Raw genomic sequence first — 15775 nt, forward strand, 5'->3', positions numbered from 1 at the left:
GATCGCTCCGCGATCTTTCCCTTCCCTGAAGGGGAGGGATGGAGTCCGTTAAGATGAACCGTCTGTAATGATCTAAATGAACTCCACGTAATATTCTTAAATCGAAGTCATTACGCGCTATTCACGGGACTTACAGGAACCGGCTCAGTATTCATTCCTCATCGCCGGCGAGCAAACGCCGCCGCAACCGCAAAGAGGGATTGAACATGACCAATTTCGCGTCCCGCATCGCCGGCGCCGCCACCCTGGCTCTCGCCGTCCTGCCGCTCGCCGCCATCTCCACCGCCGCCGCGGCCGCCCCGGCCCCGTCGGTGCAGGTGTCGGACATCAACCTCAACACCGAGCGCGGCCAGGCGATCTTCGCCGAGCGCGTGGAGCGGACGGCCAACGCCTTCTGCCGCGCCGAGCGGACGCCGGTCTCCCCGCTGGCCCGCCACGCCGAGTGCCGCGCCCAGGTCCGCGCCGAACTGAACGAGAAGATGCCGGCGGTCCGCCAGGCGCAGATCGCCCGCAACACCTACGCCGCCCGGTAAGGCCCCGGCGCCCCCCTCGGGCGGAGCTCTCCCCCGGATCCTGGCCGGGTCCGCCCGTTTCCCGAAGCCCCTCCCACCCCAGCGGGAGGGGCTTTTCGTGGGCGACGGCTCAGGCTAGGTAGGGCGATGAGACTGAATCTGGGCTGCGGCCTGAACAAGCACGCCGGCTTCATCAACGTCGACGCGAGCCCGGTCTGCGAGCCGGACGAAGTCGTGGACCTGGAGCGGACGCCGTGGCCCTGGGCCACCGACAGCGTCGACGAGGTCGTCTTCATCCACGCGCTGGAGCACATGGGCCAGCAGTCGGGCGTGTTCCTGGCGATCATGCAGGAGCTCTACCGGGTGTGCCGCCACGGCGCGGGGATCCTGATCCACGTGCCGCATCCCCGGCACGACCACTTCATGAACGATCCAACCCATGTGCGGCCGATCACGCCGCAGATGCTGAAGCTGTTCGACCGGGCGGTGACCCTCGAGAAGCAGAAGGGCGGCTTCTCCGACAGCCCGCTCAGCCTCTATCTCGACGTCGACTTCGAGGTGACCCGCTCGGAATACGTGCTCGACGAACCCTACGAGGGTCAGCTCAAGCGGGGCGAGATCAACCAGGCGCAGGCCAGCGCCCTTGTGCGCAGCCACTTCAACGTCGTGCGGGAGATCCGCATGCAGCTGACGGTTCACAAGCCGGCCCGGACCGGGGCGGCCAGTCCCTAGGACCCGGTCGGGTCAGTCCTCCGCGGGCGCCTCGCCGCGGCAGAGGGCGGCGACACGGTCGGCGAGCTCGCCGGGATTGAACGGCTGGGGAACATCACGGCGCCCTCGACGCCGAAGCGGTCCAGGTGGGCGGCGTGGCCGGTGATGTAGATCACCGAGAGGTTGGGGTTCACCAGCCGCGCCTGGCGGGCCACGTCGAAACCGGTGGTGCCGGCGCCCAGGTTGATGTCGGCCACCAGCACGCCGAACGACCGCCCGTCGGCCTTCAGCACCCGATAGGCCTCCTCGTCGGTCGAGGCCGTGCGCACGTCGAGGCCGCGCGCGACGAACGCCTCCTCGATAACCTCCCGAACATCCGCCTCGTCCTCGACGAGGAGCACGCGCACCATGTACTCACCTCAGCCCGTGGGTGGGTCGCCTACCCGACACTCCCGGTTGCGTCCACCTGTTTGGATTGAACTTTTCGAGAGCGCCCAGGGTTGCGCGGCTTGATTGCCGGGCTGGCCCGCTTTAGGGCGAAGGCCATGAGCGACACCCCTCCCGACCGCCTGTCCACCGATCCCGACAGCCCCTTCTACGACGCCGACGTGCTGGCGAAGAACGTGGGCGTGCGCTTCAAGGGCGAAGAGAAGACCAACGTGGACGAGTACTGCGTGTCGGAAGGCTGGGTGCGCCTCGCGGTCGGCAATTCAAAGGACCGCCGCGGCAAGCAGCTCACCGTCAAGCTGAACGGCCCCGTCGAGCCCTATTACCGCGAGGGCTGAAGCCGCTCGGCGGAGGGGGCTGGCGCCCGCGCCGTGCCGCGTCGCGCCATATGATCGTGGCCAAGATGTGCGGCGTCCCGCCGCACGGGCTGCGACCGGACGACACCGCGCAACCGCCGCCCGAGGGTGGGATAACCTCGGATTCTGGGCGGGATGGATACGATGTTCGATCTGACGGTGGTCGCGCGCGGCGGCCAATGGGTGCTCACCGACGACGCGGAGGGCGAACTGGGGAGCTTCGCTTCCCGGGCCGAGGCGCTGGAGGCGGCCGGGGTCTATGCCCAGGTCGACGCCGAGCCGCGCCATGTGCTGGTCCAGGACACGCCGGGCGAGTGGTACGAGACGGTGGTGGAGCCCCCGGCGCTGCATTGAGGCCGTGCCAATCCCTCCCCTTCAGGGGAGGGGCAGGCCGCATAGCGGCCGGGGTGGGGAAGCGTGGGCCAGAACGCTTCGTTCGCGCCTGAACCTCACTCCCCCACCCGGCCTCGGCTTCGCCTCGTCGTCCCTCCCCTGAAGGGGAGGGATGGGCTCAGCCCGCATCCACCAGCACGACTTCGGCGTCTTCCAGCGCCGTCACCCTCAGGACGGCTTCGTCGCGGATGGCGGCGCCGTCGCGGGTGTCGAGCTTCACGCCGTTGACCTCGATCGCACCCACGGCGGGCACCAGGTAGGCGTGGCGTCCGGAGCCCAGCTCATATTCCGTGGTCTCCCCCGGCCTTGAGGGTGGCGCCGGCGACCCGCGCGTCGGTGCGGATCGGCAGGGCGTCCTCGTCGCCGGAAATCCCCGAAGCGAGGGTGACGAACTTCCCGGCCCGGTCGCCCTTCGGGAAGGGCTTGGCGCCCCCAGGTGGGCGCGCCGCCGCGATCCTTGGGCTCGATCCAGATCTGGAAGATCCGGGTGGTCTCGGGCTCGAGGTTGTACTCGGCGTGGCGGATGCCGGAGCCGGCGCTCATCACCTGGACGTCGCCCGCCTCGGTCCGGCCCTGGTTGCCCAGGCTGTCCTGGTGGGTGATCGCCCCCTCGCGGACATAGGTGATGATCTCCATGTCGGCGTGCGGGTGCGGCGGGAAGCCGGACTTCGGCGCGATCTCGTCGTCGTTCCAGACGCGGATCGGGCCCCAGCCCATGTTCTTCGGGTCGTAGTAGCTGGCGAACGAGAAATGGTGGCGGGCCTTCAGCCAGCCGTGGTCGGCGCCGCCGAGACGGTCGAACGGTCTGCGCTCGATCATGGTCGAAATCTCCCTGGAGCGCCTCGCCCTGACAAGGTGGGCGGCGCTCGTTTCGGGAGCCAAGATAAGCTTCCGACGCGAGTGTTAAAGCCGATCTACTGGATAAGATTGCCGCCGAATTGGAAACAATACCCATTGGCGGGGCCCCGCCGCCTGAACGGCGCCTACGGCCACGCTTCATTTGCGGTTCAGCCAGGCTCGGCCATTCCGTAGGCGAAGGATTTCTGGAGCTGGACCATGAGCAAGACAACCATCCTGATCGGCGCGGCGATCGCGGCGCTGGCGATCGCGGGCGCGGCCGACGCCCAGCCGCGCGGCGGGCGCGGGCCGAGCGCGACCCTCTATGAGGGCCCGAACTTCACCGGCCGCAGCGTGACCATCGTCGGCGATGTGTCGAACCTCGGGAGCTACAACTTCAACGACAAGGCCCGCTCGGTCCGGCTCGAGGGCCGCTGGCGGCTGTGCGAGCACTCGAACTTCGAGGGCCGCTGCGTCGAGCAGGCCGGCGAGATCCCCGAGCTCAACACCCTGGCGCTCGCCGAGCGGATCACCTCGCTGGAGCCGATCGGAGGCGGTGGTCGCCCCGGTGGCGGACGGCCGGACTGGAACGACGACCGTCCCGGCGGCGGCTGGGGCCAGGGCGGCGGACGCCCGGACGCCCGCGGCGTCGACGGCGAGCGCAGCGTGTTCTTCGCCCGGCCGCAGGTGCGCGGGCTGGACCTAGCCGCCGGCTCGAACAACGCCAACGCCTTCTGCCGGCGGCAGGGCCTGGGCAATGCGCTCTACTTCGACTCCAGCAGCCGGGCCCCCCGGGCGCTCGGCCCCGAGGGCCAGATGACCGGCCCCTCGACCGTGCTGCGCGACGTGCTCTGCCGGAAGTACTAGGCGCATCCCTCCCCTTCAGGGGAGGGGTAGCTCGCGACGCGAGCGGGGTGGGGAAGTGTGGCCCAGAGCGCGGCCTCCGGGCTTGAACGCGACTGCCCCACCCTGACGTCGCGTTGCTCCGTCTGTCCCTCCCCTGAAGGGGAGGGATGGAGGTTGACGGCGCCGCGCCGCCGCAGTCGCATCACTGTATGCGCAGCCTTCTTCTCATTGCAGCCGCCGCCTTGCTGTCCGCCCAGGCTCCCGCCCCCTCCGACTGGCGGGCGCTGGACCCCGAGAACACCCTCGTCGTCGAGACGTCGAAGGGGCGGATCGTGGTGGAGATGCGGCCGGAGTTCGCGCCGCAGTCGGTGGCGAGGGTGAAGCTGCTGGCGCGGGAGAAGGTCTATGACGGCCTGCTGTTCCACCGGGTGATCGACGGCTTCGTCAACCAGACGGGCAATCCGAACAACAAGGATGGCGGGGTCTCCAACCACCCGGACCTGCCGCCGGAATTCACCTTCAAGCTTAAGCCAGGCCAGGGCCAGGTGGCGGTGAGCCGCGTGGACGCCCAGGAGGGCTTCGTCGGCGCGACCCCGTTCGCGGCGGTTTCGGCCGCCGAGGCGAAGCGGGCGACGGATGGGACGCTGCGGGCCTGGGCGCCTATTGCGACGGGGTGGTGGGCATGGGCCGGCAGGCCGATCCGGGCACCGGCAACAGCGAGATCTTCTTCATGCGGGCCCCGTCCCGCCGGCTCGACCGGGACTACACGGTCTGGGGCCGGGTCGTGCAGGGCCGGGACGTGGTCCGCGCCATCAAGGTCGGCGAGCCGCCGGCCGACCCGGACCGAATGCTGAGCGTGCGCGTCGCCGCGGACCTGCCGGCGGCCGAGCGACCGAGGCTGGAGGTCGAGGACCCGCGGGGCGCCGCCTTCCAGCGGCGGCTCGCCGAGACGCGCCGGGCGCGCGGCGCGGACTTCAGCATCTGCGACCTGGAGGTGCGGACGCGGCCCGCGCCCTAGCTGCGACAACCGGGCGCAGGATTTCTGCCCACGCGCAGTAGGTGTGTTAACCGAAGCCGGTCTATCGCTCGGGTTGTAGTACCCGAGGGGCGTAGAGATGAAGTTCGAGGTGATCGAGCAGGCCGGGACCTGGATCGTCCAGCACCAGGGCGAGGAGGTGGCGCGGTTCGACGAGCGGGTCAGCGCGCTCGCCGAGGTCGCCCGGCGGCTGCGCGACGCCGACCTGGGCGAGCGCCGCGGCGTCGCTTTCAATGCGCTATCAGGCCCGCGCCGGCTAGGAACGGGCAGCGCTGTCAAAGAATTCGTCCACAGGTCCGTGCGCTGAATACCATCACAGTCCTATGTCGGGTACCTGACGCAGGCGTCTGTGCCTGCGATTGTTTCAATACCGTCACCCAGAATCCCGTAGGCGAACAGCCCGGCCGCGCGCACAATGCGGTATCGACCCGGCCATTCCTTGACCGGGCGATGGTGAGCAACGCCCCGGCAAGAGGGCCAACACTCCCGTAGTCATCGAGGGGTCTGGTGATGCCGTATCTCTGCTATGTCCACCGAAGTTCCGGCGGTGTGCCGCACTTCGAGGTTCTTCCCGATCACGTCACACGCGACGAGGCCATCGTCCGCGCCGGCGCCCTGCTGGCGCAACGGCCCGACGGCCAGCGCGCGGAGGTCTGGGAAGACGACGTGCTGATCTTCACCGTGCCCAAGGGCAGCATGTGCTCGGCCGGATAGGCCGATGATCTCGCCCCGCCTCCCCTGCCGGGGAGGGTTCGGTCAGATCCGCATCTCGAAATAGGTGACCTGCGCGCCCGGGGTGTAGCCCAGCATGGTCAGGCGGTAGACCACGCCGCTTTCCAGGGTGAGCTCGCCCTCGCCGGCGCGGAACGCATTCTCGGCGATCTCGGGCGAGGCGGTGATCTGGCCGCGCAGGCGGGCGGGACCGTAGCGGAGCGACGTCGGCTCGCCGTGAATCTCGTAGTCGACCTGGCCCTTGAAACCGCGGTAGCGCAGCTCCCCTGCACCGGGGAAGACGGGTAGCTGCTTACGGGCGTGCGGCATCGACGGTCCTTTCGGGTGAGCTAGCTGAACGCCCAAGGCGGAGGTTCGATCCGCCGCGCCCGTCAAACCTCCCCGCGTTTCAGCCGCATGACGCAGATCTGGCCGTCCCACACCTCCACGGCGGCGCAGCGCTCCAGGCGCTCGCGGGCGATGGCGCGCAGGCGCGAGCGATCGGTCTCGCCGAACCGCTCGGTCAGGACGATCGCGTCGGCCTCGTCCAGGCCGTAGAGAAGTATTTCGCCCAACCCCGGTTTCCCCGACCACTTTTACGACGTCCCCAGGCGGAACCCTAGGCCGCCGCGGCCCCGCTGTCTGTCGAAGCCCGACATTGGGCAAGCGCAGCCAATCGGGGGATGTCGGCGTTACGGGACGCATGGACTGGCACAACCATTTCCTCGATGCGCTCGACCCGGCTGACATCGGCAGGCTGGCCGCGGACCTCGTGGAGGTGACGCTCGAACGCGGGGCGGTGCTAGACGAGCCGGGCCGCACGGTGCGCGACGTGTACCTGCCGATCGACTGCGTGCTGTCGCTGGTGACGGTGATGCGCGACGGCGGCCAGGTGGAGAGCCGGACGATCGGCTGCGAGAGCGGCTATGGCCTGCTGCATGCGCTGGGGTCGTCAACCGCCTATGAGCGGATGAGCGTGCAGGTCGCCGGACGGGCCTGGAAACTGCCGCTCGAGCGCCTGCGGGCCGCCGCCCTCGAGAGCGACGCGCTCAGCCGCTGCATCGTCCACCACGCCCAGGTCACGCTTCTGCAGTCCGCCCAGTCTTCGGCGTGCAACAGCCTGCACACCGCCGAACAGCGGCTGGCGCGCTGGCTGCTGCAGACCCGCGAGCGGCTCCGGACCGACGTCCTGCCGCTCACCCAGGAGCACCTGGCGGTGATGCTGGGCGTGCAGCGGACCACGGTGACGGCGGTGGCCTCCGAGCTGCAGGCCAAGGGGCTGATCTCCTATGTCCGTGGCCGGATCACCATCGAGGACCGCAGCGGGCTCGAACGCGTGAGCTGCGAGTGCTTCCAGACCGTGCAGCGGGGCATCGACACCCTGCTGAAACCGAAGCGGCGGGCGACCGTCTGAGGCGGCGGCTGGCGCCCGCGGAAACCACCCACTAGGTTGCCGCGGTTGTTCTGGGGGACGGGATGCTGAAATCGCTGAGCGTGCGGGTGCTGATCGCGCTCGTGGCCGGGCTGGCGCTGGGCGCAGCGGTCGCGGCCTACGGCGGCGCGGGGCTGAAGGGCTTCGTCGAAGGCGTGGAGTCGATCGGCACGCTGTGGCTCAACGGCCTGCGGATGACCGTCGTCCCGCTGCTGTTCTCGGTGCTGGTGGTGGGGATCGCCAGCGTCGCCGACGCGGCGGCGACCGGCAAGCTGGCGGTCAAGGCGCTGCTCTGGTTCCTGGTCCTGCTGCTGGTGGGCTGCGCCTGGACGATCGCCTTCGGCTACGGCTTCTACGGCCTGTTCCCGGTGAGCGAGGCCGGCGCCGCGGCCCTGACCGCCGGCGCGCCGCCGCCGCCGCCCGAGGTGCAGCAGACGCCCTCGTTCGGCGAGTTCATCAAGGCGCTGGCCCCGACCAATCCGATCCGCTCGGCGGCGGACGACGCGATCCTGCCGCTGGTGTTCTTCGCCGGCTTCTTCGCCTTCGCGGTGACGCGGCTGCCGGATGCGCGGCGGGCGGCGCTCACCGAGTTCTTCGACACCCTCTCGCAGGCCATGGTGCAGATCGTCCGGTGGGTTCTGTGGGCCGCGCCGGTCGGCGTGTTCGCCCTGACGCTCGGCGTCGGCCTCCGGGCCGGCGTCGGCGCCGTGGGGATCATCGGCCACTACATCGTCGCCGTGGTGCTGGCCCAGCTCGGGATCACGCTCTTCGCCTACCTGCTGGCCGTCGCCGTGGCCCGCATCCCGCTCGGGCAGTGGGCGCGGGCGCTGGCCCCGGTGCAGGTGACGGCCTTCGCCACCCAGTCGTCGATCGCCTGCCTGCCGGCGATGATCGAGCAGAGCCGCGACGCCCTGAAGGTCCCCGACCGGGTGACCGGCCTCGTCCTGCCGCTGGCGGTCTCGGTGTTCAAGATGACCAGCCCGGTGGCCAACATCGGGGTCGCGATCTTCGTGGCCAACGTCTACGGCATCGAGCCGCAGCCGATGCAGTGGCTGGCGGCGGTGATTATCGCGCTGGCGGTCAGCGTCGCCTCCGTGGGCCTGCCCGGGCAGGTGTCGTTCTTCATGTCCACCGGGCCGATCTGCCTGGCGCTCGGACTGCCGCTGGAACTGCTGCCGATCCTGATCGCCGTGGAGGTGATCCCGGACATCTTCCGGACGCTCGGCAACGTCACCGGCGACATGGCGGTGACGGCGATCCTCGCCAAGGACGCCGAGCCCGACCCGGCCGTGGACGCCGACGTGAAGCCGGCGCTGGGGTAAAGATCATCCCTCCCCTTCAGGGGAGGGGCAGACCGCCAAAAGGCGGTCGGGGTGGGGAAGGGCGGCCCGGTCCCGGCGTTTCTCGAAGGGCGCGCTTCCGGCAAGTTCTGCGCTTGAACGCGACTCCCCCACCCGGCGAGGCTTCGCCTCGTCCACCCTCCCCTGAAGGGGGAGGGATTGCTCCGGCGCGCGAACCTCCGGCAAGGTCCCGCGCCATGAGCAACGAACCTTTCTTTCGAATCGAGGGGGGACCATTTCGTCCCCACGGATGCGAGCCGGGGGCCGTGGAACGGCGGCGCGTCCCTGCACGGGCGGGTGGTGATCGGCCTGCTGGGCGCGGAGATCGAGCGGCAGTTCGGGGAGCCGGCGTTCATGCCGGCCCGGCTGACCGTCGACATGTACCGGCTGCCGGACCTGTCGCCCGTGGAGGTGACGACGCGGGTGGTGCGCGAAGGCGCCGGATCAAGGTGATCGACGCCGAGTTCATCTCGGGCGGGGTGAGCGCCGGGCGCGCCACCTGCCAGCTCCTGCGCCGGACCGACCCCACGGAGGGGACGGTGTGGAAACCCGAGGACTGGGGCGCGCCCCGGCCGGCGGAGATCCCCGAGCCCGCCGACCCGCGGATGGGCATGGGCGGCATGTGGAAGATGAAGCCGATCGCCGGCGCCTTCGGGACCGTGGGGCCCCGGAAGACCTGGATGGCGGAGGTGCGCGAACTGGTGGAGGGCCGGGCCTGGACGCCGTTCAGCCGTGTGGCGGTGGCCGCCGACTTCGCGAGCCCGTTCGCCAACGCCGGCGACAAGGGGCTGGAGTACATCAACTCCGACGTGACGGTGTACCTGCACCGCGAGCCGGTGACGGCGTGGGTCGGCTTCGAGGTGGTGAACCACGGCTCGACGGACGGCGTGGCGATCGGCGAGTGCTTCCTCTACGACGAGCAGGGACCGATCGGCTCGGCGTCGTGCTGTGCGCTCGCGCAGGCGAAGCGGCTGGGGTGAATTCTCCATCCCTCCCCTTTAGGCGAGGGGCAGCTCGCGGGACGCGAGCGGGGTGGGGAAGGGTGGGCCGGAACGCGGCGTTCGGCCTGAACGCGACTCCCCACCCGTCCGAGGCTTCGCCTCGTCCACCCTCCCCTGAAGGGGAGGGATGATCTAAGACCACCACATGTTTCCGCCGATCGCGCGTCCCGGAAGTCCTCGCCCTCCGCTCCTCGAAGATCCGCGACGTGTCGAACGCCGCGCTGGGCCGGCCGGACGTGCTGCCGTTCTGGTTCGGGGAGGGCGACCTGCCGACGCCGGAGCCGGTGCGCCGGGCGGCGGCCGAGGCCCTGCTGGCCGGACGGACATACTACACCCACAACCTCGGCCGGGCGGACCTGCGGGACGCGCTGTCGCGGTATCTGACGGCGCTGCATGGGCGGGCCATCGGGCCGGAGCGGCTGGCGATCACGTCGTCGGGGGGTCAGCGCCCTGATGGTGGCGGCGCAGACCACGGTGTCGCCGGGCGGGCGGGTGGTGGTGACGGGGCCGGTCTGGCCGAACGTCGCCGAGATCCCGCGCATCCTGTCGGGCCAGGTGGAGGTGATCCCGGTAGAGCCGGGGCAGGGCGGCTGGCGCCTCGACATGGACCGGCTGATGGACGCGCTGACGCCGGACACCCAGGCGCTGTTCCTCAACTCGCCGAACAATCCCACCGGCTGGATGTTGCCGGCCGACGACCGGGCGGCGGTGCTGGCGCGGTGCCGCGAGTACGGCACCTGGCTGATCGCCGACGACGTCTACGAGCGGCTGACGTTCGGGACGGACCGGGCGCCGTCGTTCCTGGACCTGGCGACGGACGAGGACCGGGTGATCAGCACCAACTCCTTCTCCAAGACCTGGCGGATGACCGGCTGGCGGCTGGGCTGGATGGTCGTGCCGCCGGCCCTGATGGAAAGCGTCGGCGTGCTCCTGGAGTACAATACCTCTTGCGCCCCGGACTTCGTGCAGGACGCGGCCATCGTGGCGCTGAACGAAGGCGAGCCGTGGATCGCCGAACTGCGCGCCGAGCTGGTCGCGGCCAAGGACCAGGTGGTGGGCGGGCTGAACGCCATCCCGGGCATCGAGGCGCCGGAGCCGGACGGCGGGATGTACGCCTTCTTCCGCATCGAGGGCTGCACGGACTCGGTCGACATGGCCAAGCGGCTGATCGACGAGGCGAAGCTGGGGCTCGCGCCCGGCGTGGCCTTCGGGCCGGAGGGCGAAGGCTGGCTGCGCTGGTGCTTCGCGGCGCGGCCCGAGAAGAACGCCGAGGGGCTGCGCCGCCTCGCGGCCTACATGAACCGGTAGAGGGCGAGCGCCGCCAGCCCCAGGGCGTGGGCGGCGACGATCCCGCCGAGGATGGCGGCGAAGGGCTGCTTCGCGGTCTCGTGGCGCAGCAGGCGCTGGGCGGCGACCGCGCCGACCGAGCCGCCGACGGCGGCCAGCAGCAGCAGCCGGCGCTCAGGGATCCGCCGCTCGCGCCGGGCGGCGGCGCGCTTGTCGGCCGCGAACTCGGCGAACGTCCAGAGATTGAGGCCGATGAGGACGGCGAGGAGCCACATGGTCATCCCTCCCCTTCAGGGGGGCGGCCGCGCGAGCGGCCGGGGTGGGGAAGGGCGGGCCAGGCTCAGTGAGGCCGGAGAGGCGCTCATCCTGCCAGCGTCGCGCTTGAGCGGGACTTCCCCACCCTGATCGCTCACGCGATCTCTCCCTCCCCTGCAGGGGAGGGGTGGACCTCATTCCGGCTTCGCTTCGGGAGCGGCCGCCTCTTCCGCCGGCGCTTCCTCGAGGCTGTTCACCTTGAAGGTGGCGCCCATGAGGGTGGCGCGCTGTTCGAGGCTTGTGGCGACGGTCTCGCACTTGGCCGGCAGCGCCCAGCTCATCCACATCTGGGCGACGGTGCGCTTCTGGACGTCCTCGCCGTGGTTCCAGATGGCGCGGCCCTGGCGGACGGCGTTGGCGCCCTGCTGGTTGATGGGCCGCAGGCTGGCCTTCTCGGCGGCGGTGAGCGCCGACTGGAACTTCACCAGCGCCGCCTTCCCGTAGGCCTGCTGGTCCGCATAGACCTTCATGTCCTCGGCGAGCGTGCGGCCCGGCGGGCGGAAGGCGGCCTCGATGCGCCGCACCTCCGGGATCATCTGGTCGTGCAGGTCGAGGTAGCCGCGCAGCGCGCCGTAGCACCAGGCGACGAAGGGATAGTCCTCCGACGGCGCGCCGGTCGGATGGCTGGCGGGGGCCTCCGCGCCGGGCGGCGGGGCCGTCGTCACGGTGGTCGCCCCGGCTGAGGCGGTCTGGGCGTCCTGGGCGAACAGGGCGAGGGCAAGAGCAAGCGCAGTCATACCGTCAGTCATATCCTGGATTTCAGCGATTTTCGGGCGCCGCGCGACCGTATCCCCCGCCCCCTGCGGTCTCGATCTCGATGGCGTCCCCTGGCTTCACCGTAACGGAGAAGCAGCCCGGAAGTTCAGTAACCGCGCCGGAGGCTGCGATCAAACGCTGACGGCCGGGCAGCGCCGGGGACCCGCCGGCCAGGCCCTGCGGGGCATGGTCCCGGCGCGACGAGAGCAGGGCCGCCTCCATGGACGCCAGGAAGCGGATGCGGCGGACCGCGCCGTCGCCGCCGCGCTTCGCCCCTGCGCCGCCGGAGCCCGCGCGGATGCCGAACGCCTCGACGCGCACCGGGAAGCGGCGCTCCAGGATCTCCGGGTCGGTGAGGCGGGAGTTGGTCATGTGGGTGTGGACGGCGCTCTCCCCGTCGGCGGTCGCGGTGGCCCCGGCCCCGCCGCAGATCGTCTCGTAGTACTGCCGGGTCTCGTCGCCGAAGGTGAAGTTGTTCATCGACCCTTGCGCGTTGGCCATGACGCCGAGCGCCGAATAGAGGGCGTCGACCACGTGCTGGCTCGTCTCGACATTGCCGGCGACCACGGCGGCCGGCGGATGCGGGGCGAGCATGGAGCCGTCGCGGGTGAGGATCCTCAGGGGCTCCAGGCAGCCGGCGTTCAGCGGGATGTCGTCGTCGACCAGGGTGCGGAAGACGTAGAGCGCCGCGGCGTCGACGATGGCCGAGGGCGCGTTGAAGTTGGACGGGAGCTGGTCGGCGGAGCGGCGGAAGTCGAGCACCGCCTCGCCCGCCGCGGCGTCGACCGTGGTGGCGACGACGATCTCGCCGCCGCCGTCCATGGGGACGCGGGCCTGGCCGTCGGTGAGCCGGCCCACGGCGCGGCGGACCGCCTGGGCGGCGTTCTGCTGGACGAAGCCCATGTAGCGCGCCACGGCCTCGGGGCCGTGGGTGCGGATCATCCCGGCGACGGCGGCGGCGCCCGGCTTGGCAGGCGGCGATCTGGGCCTTGAGGTCGGCGAGGTTGCGTTCCGGGGCGCGGGCCGGGAAGCGTCCGGCGGTCAGCGCCTCCAGGACCTCGGCCTCCAGGAACCGGCCCTCGGCCATGATCGGCAGGGCGTCCAGCATCACGCCCTCCTCGTCGATGGTGCGGGAGAAGGGCGGCATGGAGCCCGGCTGCACCCCGCCCACGTCGGCATGGTGGCCGCGGGCGGCGACGTAGAAGCTGGGCTGCGATTCCTCCCCATCGGGGGCGGTGGATCGCCGCGAAGCGGCGAGACGGAGGGGGTCGGAACCGAGTTCTGAGCGGACCCCCTCCACCGCTTCGCGGTCCCCCTCCCCCGATGGGGGAGGAACTGGGACGAACACCGGCATGACCACGGTGATGTCGGGCAGGTGGGTGCCGCCGGCGTAGGGGTTGTTGAGCGCGAAGGCCTGGCCGGGCTTCAGATCCGGGTGACGGTCGCGGACGGCGCGGACGCTGGCGCCCATGGAGCCCAGGTGGACCGGCATGTGCGGGGCGTTGGCGACGAGACCGCCGTCGGTGTCGAAGAGGGCGCAGGAGAAGTCGAGCCGCTCCTTGATGTTCACCGAGTGCGCGGTGCGCTCCAGGGCCGCGCCCATGGCCTCGGCGACGCCCATGAAGCGGCGGTTGAAGAGCTCGAGGGTGACGGGGTCGGGCCGGTCGAGGGCGATCTGCTGCCGGGCGGCGGCCGAGGTGCGGGTCAGGCGGATGAGGCCGTCGGCGTCGGCGCGCGCGCGCCAGCCGGGCAGGACGGCGATCTGGGTGTCGGCGCGGACGACGAGGGCGGGGCCGTCGACGGCGGTGAGGCTGTCGGCGGGGACGACGGGGGGCGTCATGCCAGGCGCCGTGGGCGTAGAGCCGCGTCCATCCCTCCCCTTCAGGGGAGGGGCAGGCCGCGTCAGCGGCCGGGGTGGGGGGGGCGTGGGCCGGGCCGAGAGGCGGGGTCCTGAGCGTGACTTCCCCACCCTGACGTCGCTTCGCGCCGCCTGTCCCTCCCCTGAAGGGGAGGGATGGAGACCGCCTCGGCTTCCACGGCGGCGATGAGGATGGTGCGGTCGGGTTCGACGAAGCCGAAGAGGCGGTGGTGGGCCTGTTCGAAGGCGGCCTTGGCGGCGGCGAGGTCGGTGGTCTCGACGGGCAGCTCGGCGTCGGCGCCGTCGTAGCGGAGGCGGAGCGTGCGGCGGACCTGGCCGGCCTCGGCGCCCTGGTCGGCGAGGGCCTGGCGGGCCTCGGCCTCGGTCTGGTCGAGGAGGGTGCTCGCGGCAGCCAAGCCCTCGGGGCCAAGCGGGCGTTCAAGGCCGGCCTGGCGCAGGGCGGCGACCTCGGCCTCTCCGATGCCCCAGGCGGAGAGCACGGAGCCATACTTCGGGCAGAGCACCTCGGTGACGCCGAGCGCCTCGGCCGTCTGGCAGGCCACCTGGCCGGCGGCGCCGCCGAAGGCGGTGAGGGCATGCTGGCGCGGATCGAAGCCGCGCTCGGTGGAGATGCGGCGCACGGCCTGGGCCATCTGCTCGACGGCGACCGCGACGAAGCCTTCGGCGGCGGCCTCGACGCTCGCGGCGCCCATGGCGGCGGCGAGATCGCTCAGGCGGGCGCGCGCGGCCTCCGGATCGAGCGGCGCGTCGCCGGCGGGCCCGAAGACGCTCGGGAAGAACCGGGGGTCGAGGCGGCCCAGCACCAGGTTGGCGTCGGTGACGGCCGCGGGGCCGCCGCGGCCGTAGCAGGCCGGGCCCGGTACGGGCGCCGGCGCTGGCCGGGCCGGCCCTCGCGCGCATCCCGTCGAAGGCCAGCACCGAGCCGCCGCCGGCCGCCACGGTCTCCACGTCGAGCATGGGCGCCCGCAGCTTCGCCCCGGCCACGCGGGCGGTGTCGCGGCGTTCCAGGCGTCCGGCGAAGCGGCAGACGTCGGTGGAGGTGCCGCCCATGTCGAACCCCAGCACCGCCTCGCGGCCGGCCTGCTGCGCGGTCCGGGCCACGCCGACCACGCCGCCGGCCGGGCCGGAGAGTACGGCGTCGCGGCCACGGAAGGCCTCGGCGCGGACGAGGCCTCCGGCCGAGGTCATGAAATAGAGCGGGGCGCCGGCCACGGCGTCGGCGACGCGGCGGACATAGGCCTGGAGGATCGGCGTCAGGTAGGCGTCCGCCACCGTGGTCTCGGCCCTGGGCACGAAGCGCGGCAGCGGCGAGACCTCGTGGCTGAGGGCGACGAATTCGAAGCCCGCCTCGCGCGCCAGGTCGCCGGCCGCCAGCTCGTGAGCCGGATTGAGGTCGGAGTGCAGGAAGGCGATCGCTGCGGACGTGTAGCCCTCGGCGACCGCCGCCCGGAGCTTCGCGGCCAGGGCGTCGCGGTCGAGCGGCCGGACGACGGCGCCCGAGGCGTCCAGCCGCTCGCCGGCCGGGGCGACGCCGGCGTAGAGCGGGGCCGGGCGATCGATGACGAGCGCGAAGAGGTCCGGGCGGGACTGGTCGCCGATGACCAGGGCGTCGGCGAAGCCCTCGGTGGTGACGAACAGGGTCTTCGCGCCGGCCCGCTCCAGCAGGGCGTTGGTCGCGACCGTGGTGCCCATCTTGATCGCGTCGACGCGCTCGGCCGGAAACGGCGCGCCTGGCGGAATTCCGAGCAGACGAGTCATCCCTTCGACCGCCGCGTCCGTATAGGCGGTGGAGACGGAGAGAAGTTTGGTGGAGGTCTCATGACCATCCGAGGTCCGGCCGATCACATCGGTGAAGGTGCCGCCGCGGTCGATCGAGAAACTCCAGCGGATGTCCAAAACTTCACACTCCGAACGAT

The 15775-nt window shown here is 71.3% G+C and carries 19 protein-coding genes and 7 pseudogenes; 15 read left to right on the forward strand and 11 right to left on the reverse strand.

Going from position 1 to position 15775, the window contains the following annotated elements; translation table 11 throughout:
* Positions 1 to 206 precede the first annotated feature (206 nt).
* Positions 207 to 533, forward strand: a complete 327-nt coding sequence (locus tag LRS04_RS11770; protein ID WP_257816535.1) for a UrcA family protein — start codon at positions 207 to 209, stop codon at positions 531 to 533.
* Positions 534 to 659: 126 nt separating this feature from the next.
* Positions 660 to 1244 carry a hypothetical protein gene (locus LRS04_RS11775; RefSeq protein WP_257816536.1) on the forward strand — a complete coding sequence of 195 codons (585 nt, stop codon included), beginning with the start codon at positions 660 to 662 and terminating at the stop codon, positions 1242 to 1244.
* Here the strand turns inward: LRS04_RS11775 and LRS04_RS11780 are convergent.
* A complete protein-coding gene (locus LRS04_RS11780; protein ID WP_257816537.1) occupies positions 1241 to 1633 on the reverse strand; it encodes a response regulator in 393 nt (130 codons plus the stop codon). The genes LRS04_RS11775 and LRS04_RS11780 overlap by 4 nt on opposite strands.
* Before the next feature lie 135 nt (positions 1634 to 1768).
* On the opposite strand from LRS04_RS11780, the gene LRS04_RS11785 reads away from it, so the two are divergent.
* On the forward strand, positions 1769 to 2008 hold the full coding sequence (locus LRS04_RS11785; RefSeq protein ID WP_257816538.1) for a DUF3297 family protein: 240 nt from the start codon (positions 1769 to 1771) through the stop codon (positions 2006 to 2008).
* Between the two features lie 162 nt (positions 2009 to 2170).
* The gene (locus LRS04_RS11790; protein ID WP_257816539.1) at positions 2171 to 2380 is read left to right on the forward strand and encodes a hypothetical protein; all 210 of its coding nucleotides are present in this window, start codon (positions 2171 to 2173) and stop codon (positions 2378 to 2380) included.
* A gap of 157 nt (positions 2381 to 2537) precedes the next feature.
* On the opposite strand, the pseudogene LRS04_RS11795 reads toward LRS04_RS11790, so the two are convergent.
* Positions 2538 to 3238: pseudogene (locus tag LRS04_RS11795) on the reverse strand (pirin family protein).
* Positions 3239 to 3475: 237 nt separating this feature from the next.
* Here LRS04_RS11795 and LRS04_RS11800 point away from each other — a divergent pair.
* The 6 genes and pseudogenes from LRS04_RS11800 (at position 3476) to LRS04_RS11820 (ending at position 5852) form a co-directional block, all read left to right on the forward strand.
* Positions 3476 to 4123, forward strand: a complete 648-nt coding sequence (locus LRS04_RS11800) for a beta/gamma crystallin family protein (RefSeq protein WP_257816540.1) — start codon at positions 3476 to 3478, stop codon at positions 4121 to 4123.
* A 188-nt stretch (positions 4124 to 4311) separates the two neighbouring features.
* A pseudogene (locus LRS04_RS27890) lies at positions 4312 to 4623 on the forward strand (peptidylprolyl isomerase); the annotation flags it as partial.
* A 161-nt stretch (positions 4624 to 4784) separates the two neighbouring features.
* Positions 4785 to 4904 (forward strand): annotated as a pseudogene (locus LRS04_RS27895) (peptidylprolyl isomerase); the annotation flags it as partial.
* 54 nt (positions 4905 to 4958) lie between these two features.
* Positions 4959 to 5120 (forward strand): hypothetical protein, encoded by a 162-nt coding sequence (locus LRS04_RS11810; protein ID WP_257816542.1) that lies wholly within the window; start codon positions 4959 to 4961, stop codon positions 5118 to 5120.
* 97 nt (positions 5121 to 5217) lie between these two features.
* On the forward strand, positions 5218 to 5445 hold the full coding sequence (locus tag LRS04_RS11815) for a hypothetical protein (protein ID WP_257816543.1): 228 nt from the start codon (positions 5218 to 5220) through the stop codon (positions 5443 to 5445).
* Positions 5446 to 5648: 203 nt separating this feature from the next.
* A complete protein-coding gene (locus LRS04_RS11820) occupies positions 5649 to 5852 on the forward strand; it encodes a hypothetical protein (protein ID WP_257816544.1) in 204 nt (67 codons plus the stop codon).
* Positions 5853 to 5894: 42 nt separating this feature from the next.
* Here the strand turns inward: LRS04_RS11820 and LRS04_RS11825 are convergent, their stop codons facing one another.
* On the reverse strand, positions 5895 to 6179 hold the full coding sequence (locus tag LRS04_RS11825) for a hypothetical protein (RefSeq protein ID WP_257816545.1): 285 nt from the start codon (positions 6177 to 6179) through the stop codon (positions 5895 to 5897).
* A 62-nt stretch (positions 6180 to 6241) separates the two neighbouring features.
* Positions 6242 to 6424, reverse strand: coding sequence for a hypothetical protein (locus LRS04_RS11830; RefSeq protein ID WP_257816546.1), 183 nt, complete (start codon positions 6422 to 6424; stop codon positions 6242 to 6244).
* A 128-nt stretch (positions 6425 to 6552) separates the two neighbouring features.
* Here LRS04_RS11830 and LRS04_RS11835 point away from each other — a divergent pair, with 128 nt between their 5' ends.
* The 5 genes and pseudogenes from LRS04_RS11835 to LRS04_RS11855 all read left to right on the forward strand — a co-directional run bounded on the left by LRS04_RS11835 (position 6553) and on the right by LRS04_RS11855 (position 10930).
* The gene (locus LRS04_RS11835; protein ID WP_257816547.1) at positions 6553 to 7263 is read left to right on the forward strand and encodes a Crp/Fnr family transcriptional regulator; all 711 of its coding nucleotides are present in this window, start codon (positions 6553 to 6555) and stop codon (positions 7261 to 7263) included.
* 62 nt (positions 7264 to 7325) lie between these two features.
* On the forward strand, positions 7326 to 8603 hold the full coding sequence (locus LRS04_RS11840) for a dicarboxylate/amino acid:cation symporter (RefSeq protein WP_257816548.1): 1278 nt from the start codon (positions 7326 to 7328) through the stop codon (positions 8601 to 8603).
* A gap of 288 nt (positions 8604 to 8891) precedes the next feature.
* Positions 8892 to 9074: pseudogene (locus tag LRS04_RS11845) on the forward strand (acyl-CoA thioesterase domain-containing protein); the annotation flags it as partial.
* Positions 9071 to 9601 carry a thioesterase family protein gene (locus LRS04_RS11850; protein WP_257816550.1) on the forward strand — a complete coding sequence of 177 codons (531 nt, stop codon included), beginning with the start codon at positions 9071 to 9073 and terminating at the stop codon, positions 9599 to 9601. The pseudogene LRS04_RS11845 and the gene LRS04_RS11850, both read left to right, overlap by 4 nt.
* 474 nt (positions 9602 to 10075) lie before the next feature.
* Positions 10076 to 10930, forward strand: coding sequence for an aminotransferase class I/II-fold pyridoxal phosphate-dependent enzyme (locus tag LRS04_RS11855; protein WP_257816551.1), 855 nt, complete (start codon positions 10076 to 10078; stop codon positions 10928 to 10930).
* On the opposite strand, the gene LRS04_RS11860 is transcribed toward LRS04_RS11855, so the two are convergent.
* The 7 genes and pseudogenes from LRS04_RS11860 to LRS04_RS11895 form a co-directional block, all read right to left on the reverse strand.
* Positions 10915 to 11190, reverse strand: a complete 276-nt coding sequence (locus LRS04_RS11860; RefSeq protein ID WP_257816552.1) for a DUF1294 domain-containing protein — start codon at positions 11188 to 11190, stop codon at positions 10915 to 10917. The genes LRS04_RS11855 and LRS04_RS11860 overlap by 16 nt on opposite strands.
* Before the next feature lie 168 nt (positions 11191 to 11358).
* Positions 11359 to 11961, reverse strand: coding sequence for a hypothetical protein (locus LRS04_RS11865; protein ID WP_257816553.1), 603 nt, complete (start codon positions 11959 to 11961; stop codon positions 11359 to 11361).
* Positions 11962 to 11983: 22 nt separating this feature from the next.
* Positions 11984 to 12922: a hydantoinase B/oxoprolinase family protein gene (locus tag LRS04_RS11870; protein WP_257816554.1), complete on the reverse strand. Its 939-nt coding sequence runs from the start codon at positions 12920 to 12922 to the stop codon at positions 11984 to 11986.
* Between the two features lie 70 nt (positions 12923 to 12992).
* Positions 12993 to 13820 (reverse strand): annotated as a pseudogene (locus LRS04_RS26845) (hydantoinase B/oxoprolinase family protein); the annotation flags it as partial.
* 62 nt (positions 13821 to 13882) lie between these two features.
* Positions 13883 to 14338: a hypothetical protein gene (locus tag LRS04_RS11885; protein ID WP_257819266.1), complete on the reverse strand. Its 456-nt coding sequence runs from the start codon at positions 14336 to 14338 to the stop codon at positions 13883 to 13885.
* Between the two features lie 18 nt (positions 14339 to 14356).
* Positions 14357 to 14662: pseudogene (locus tag LRS04_RS11890) on the reverse strand (hydantoinase/oxoprolinase family protein); the annotation flags it as partial.
* A 109-nt stretch (positions 14663 to 14771) separates the two neighbouring features.
* Positions 14772 to 15704 (reverse strand): annotated as a pseudogene (locus LRS04_RS11895) (hydantoinase/oxoprolinase N-terminal domain-containing protein); the annotation flags it as partial.
* Between the last annotated feature and the right edge of the window lie 71 nt (positions 15705 to 15775).

Source organism: Phenylobacterium sp. J367, from assembly GCF_024699985.1.
In the GTDB taxonomy this organism is placed as follows: Bacteria; Pseudomonadota; Alphaproteobacteria; order Caulobacterales; family Caulobacteraceae; genus Phenylobacterium.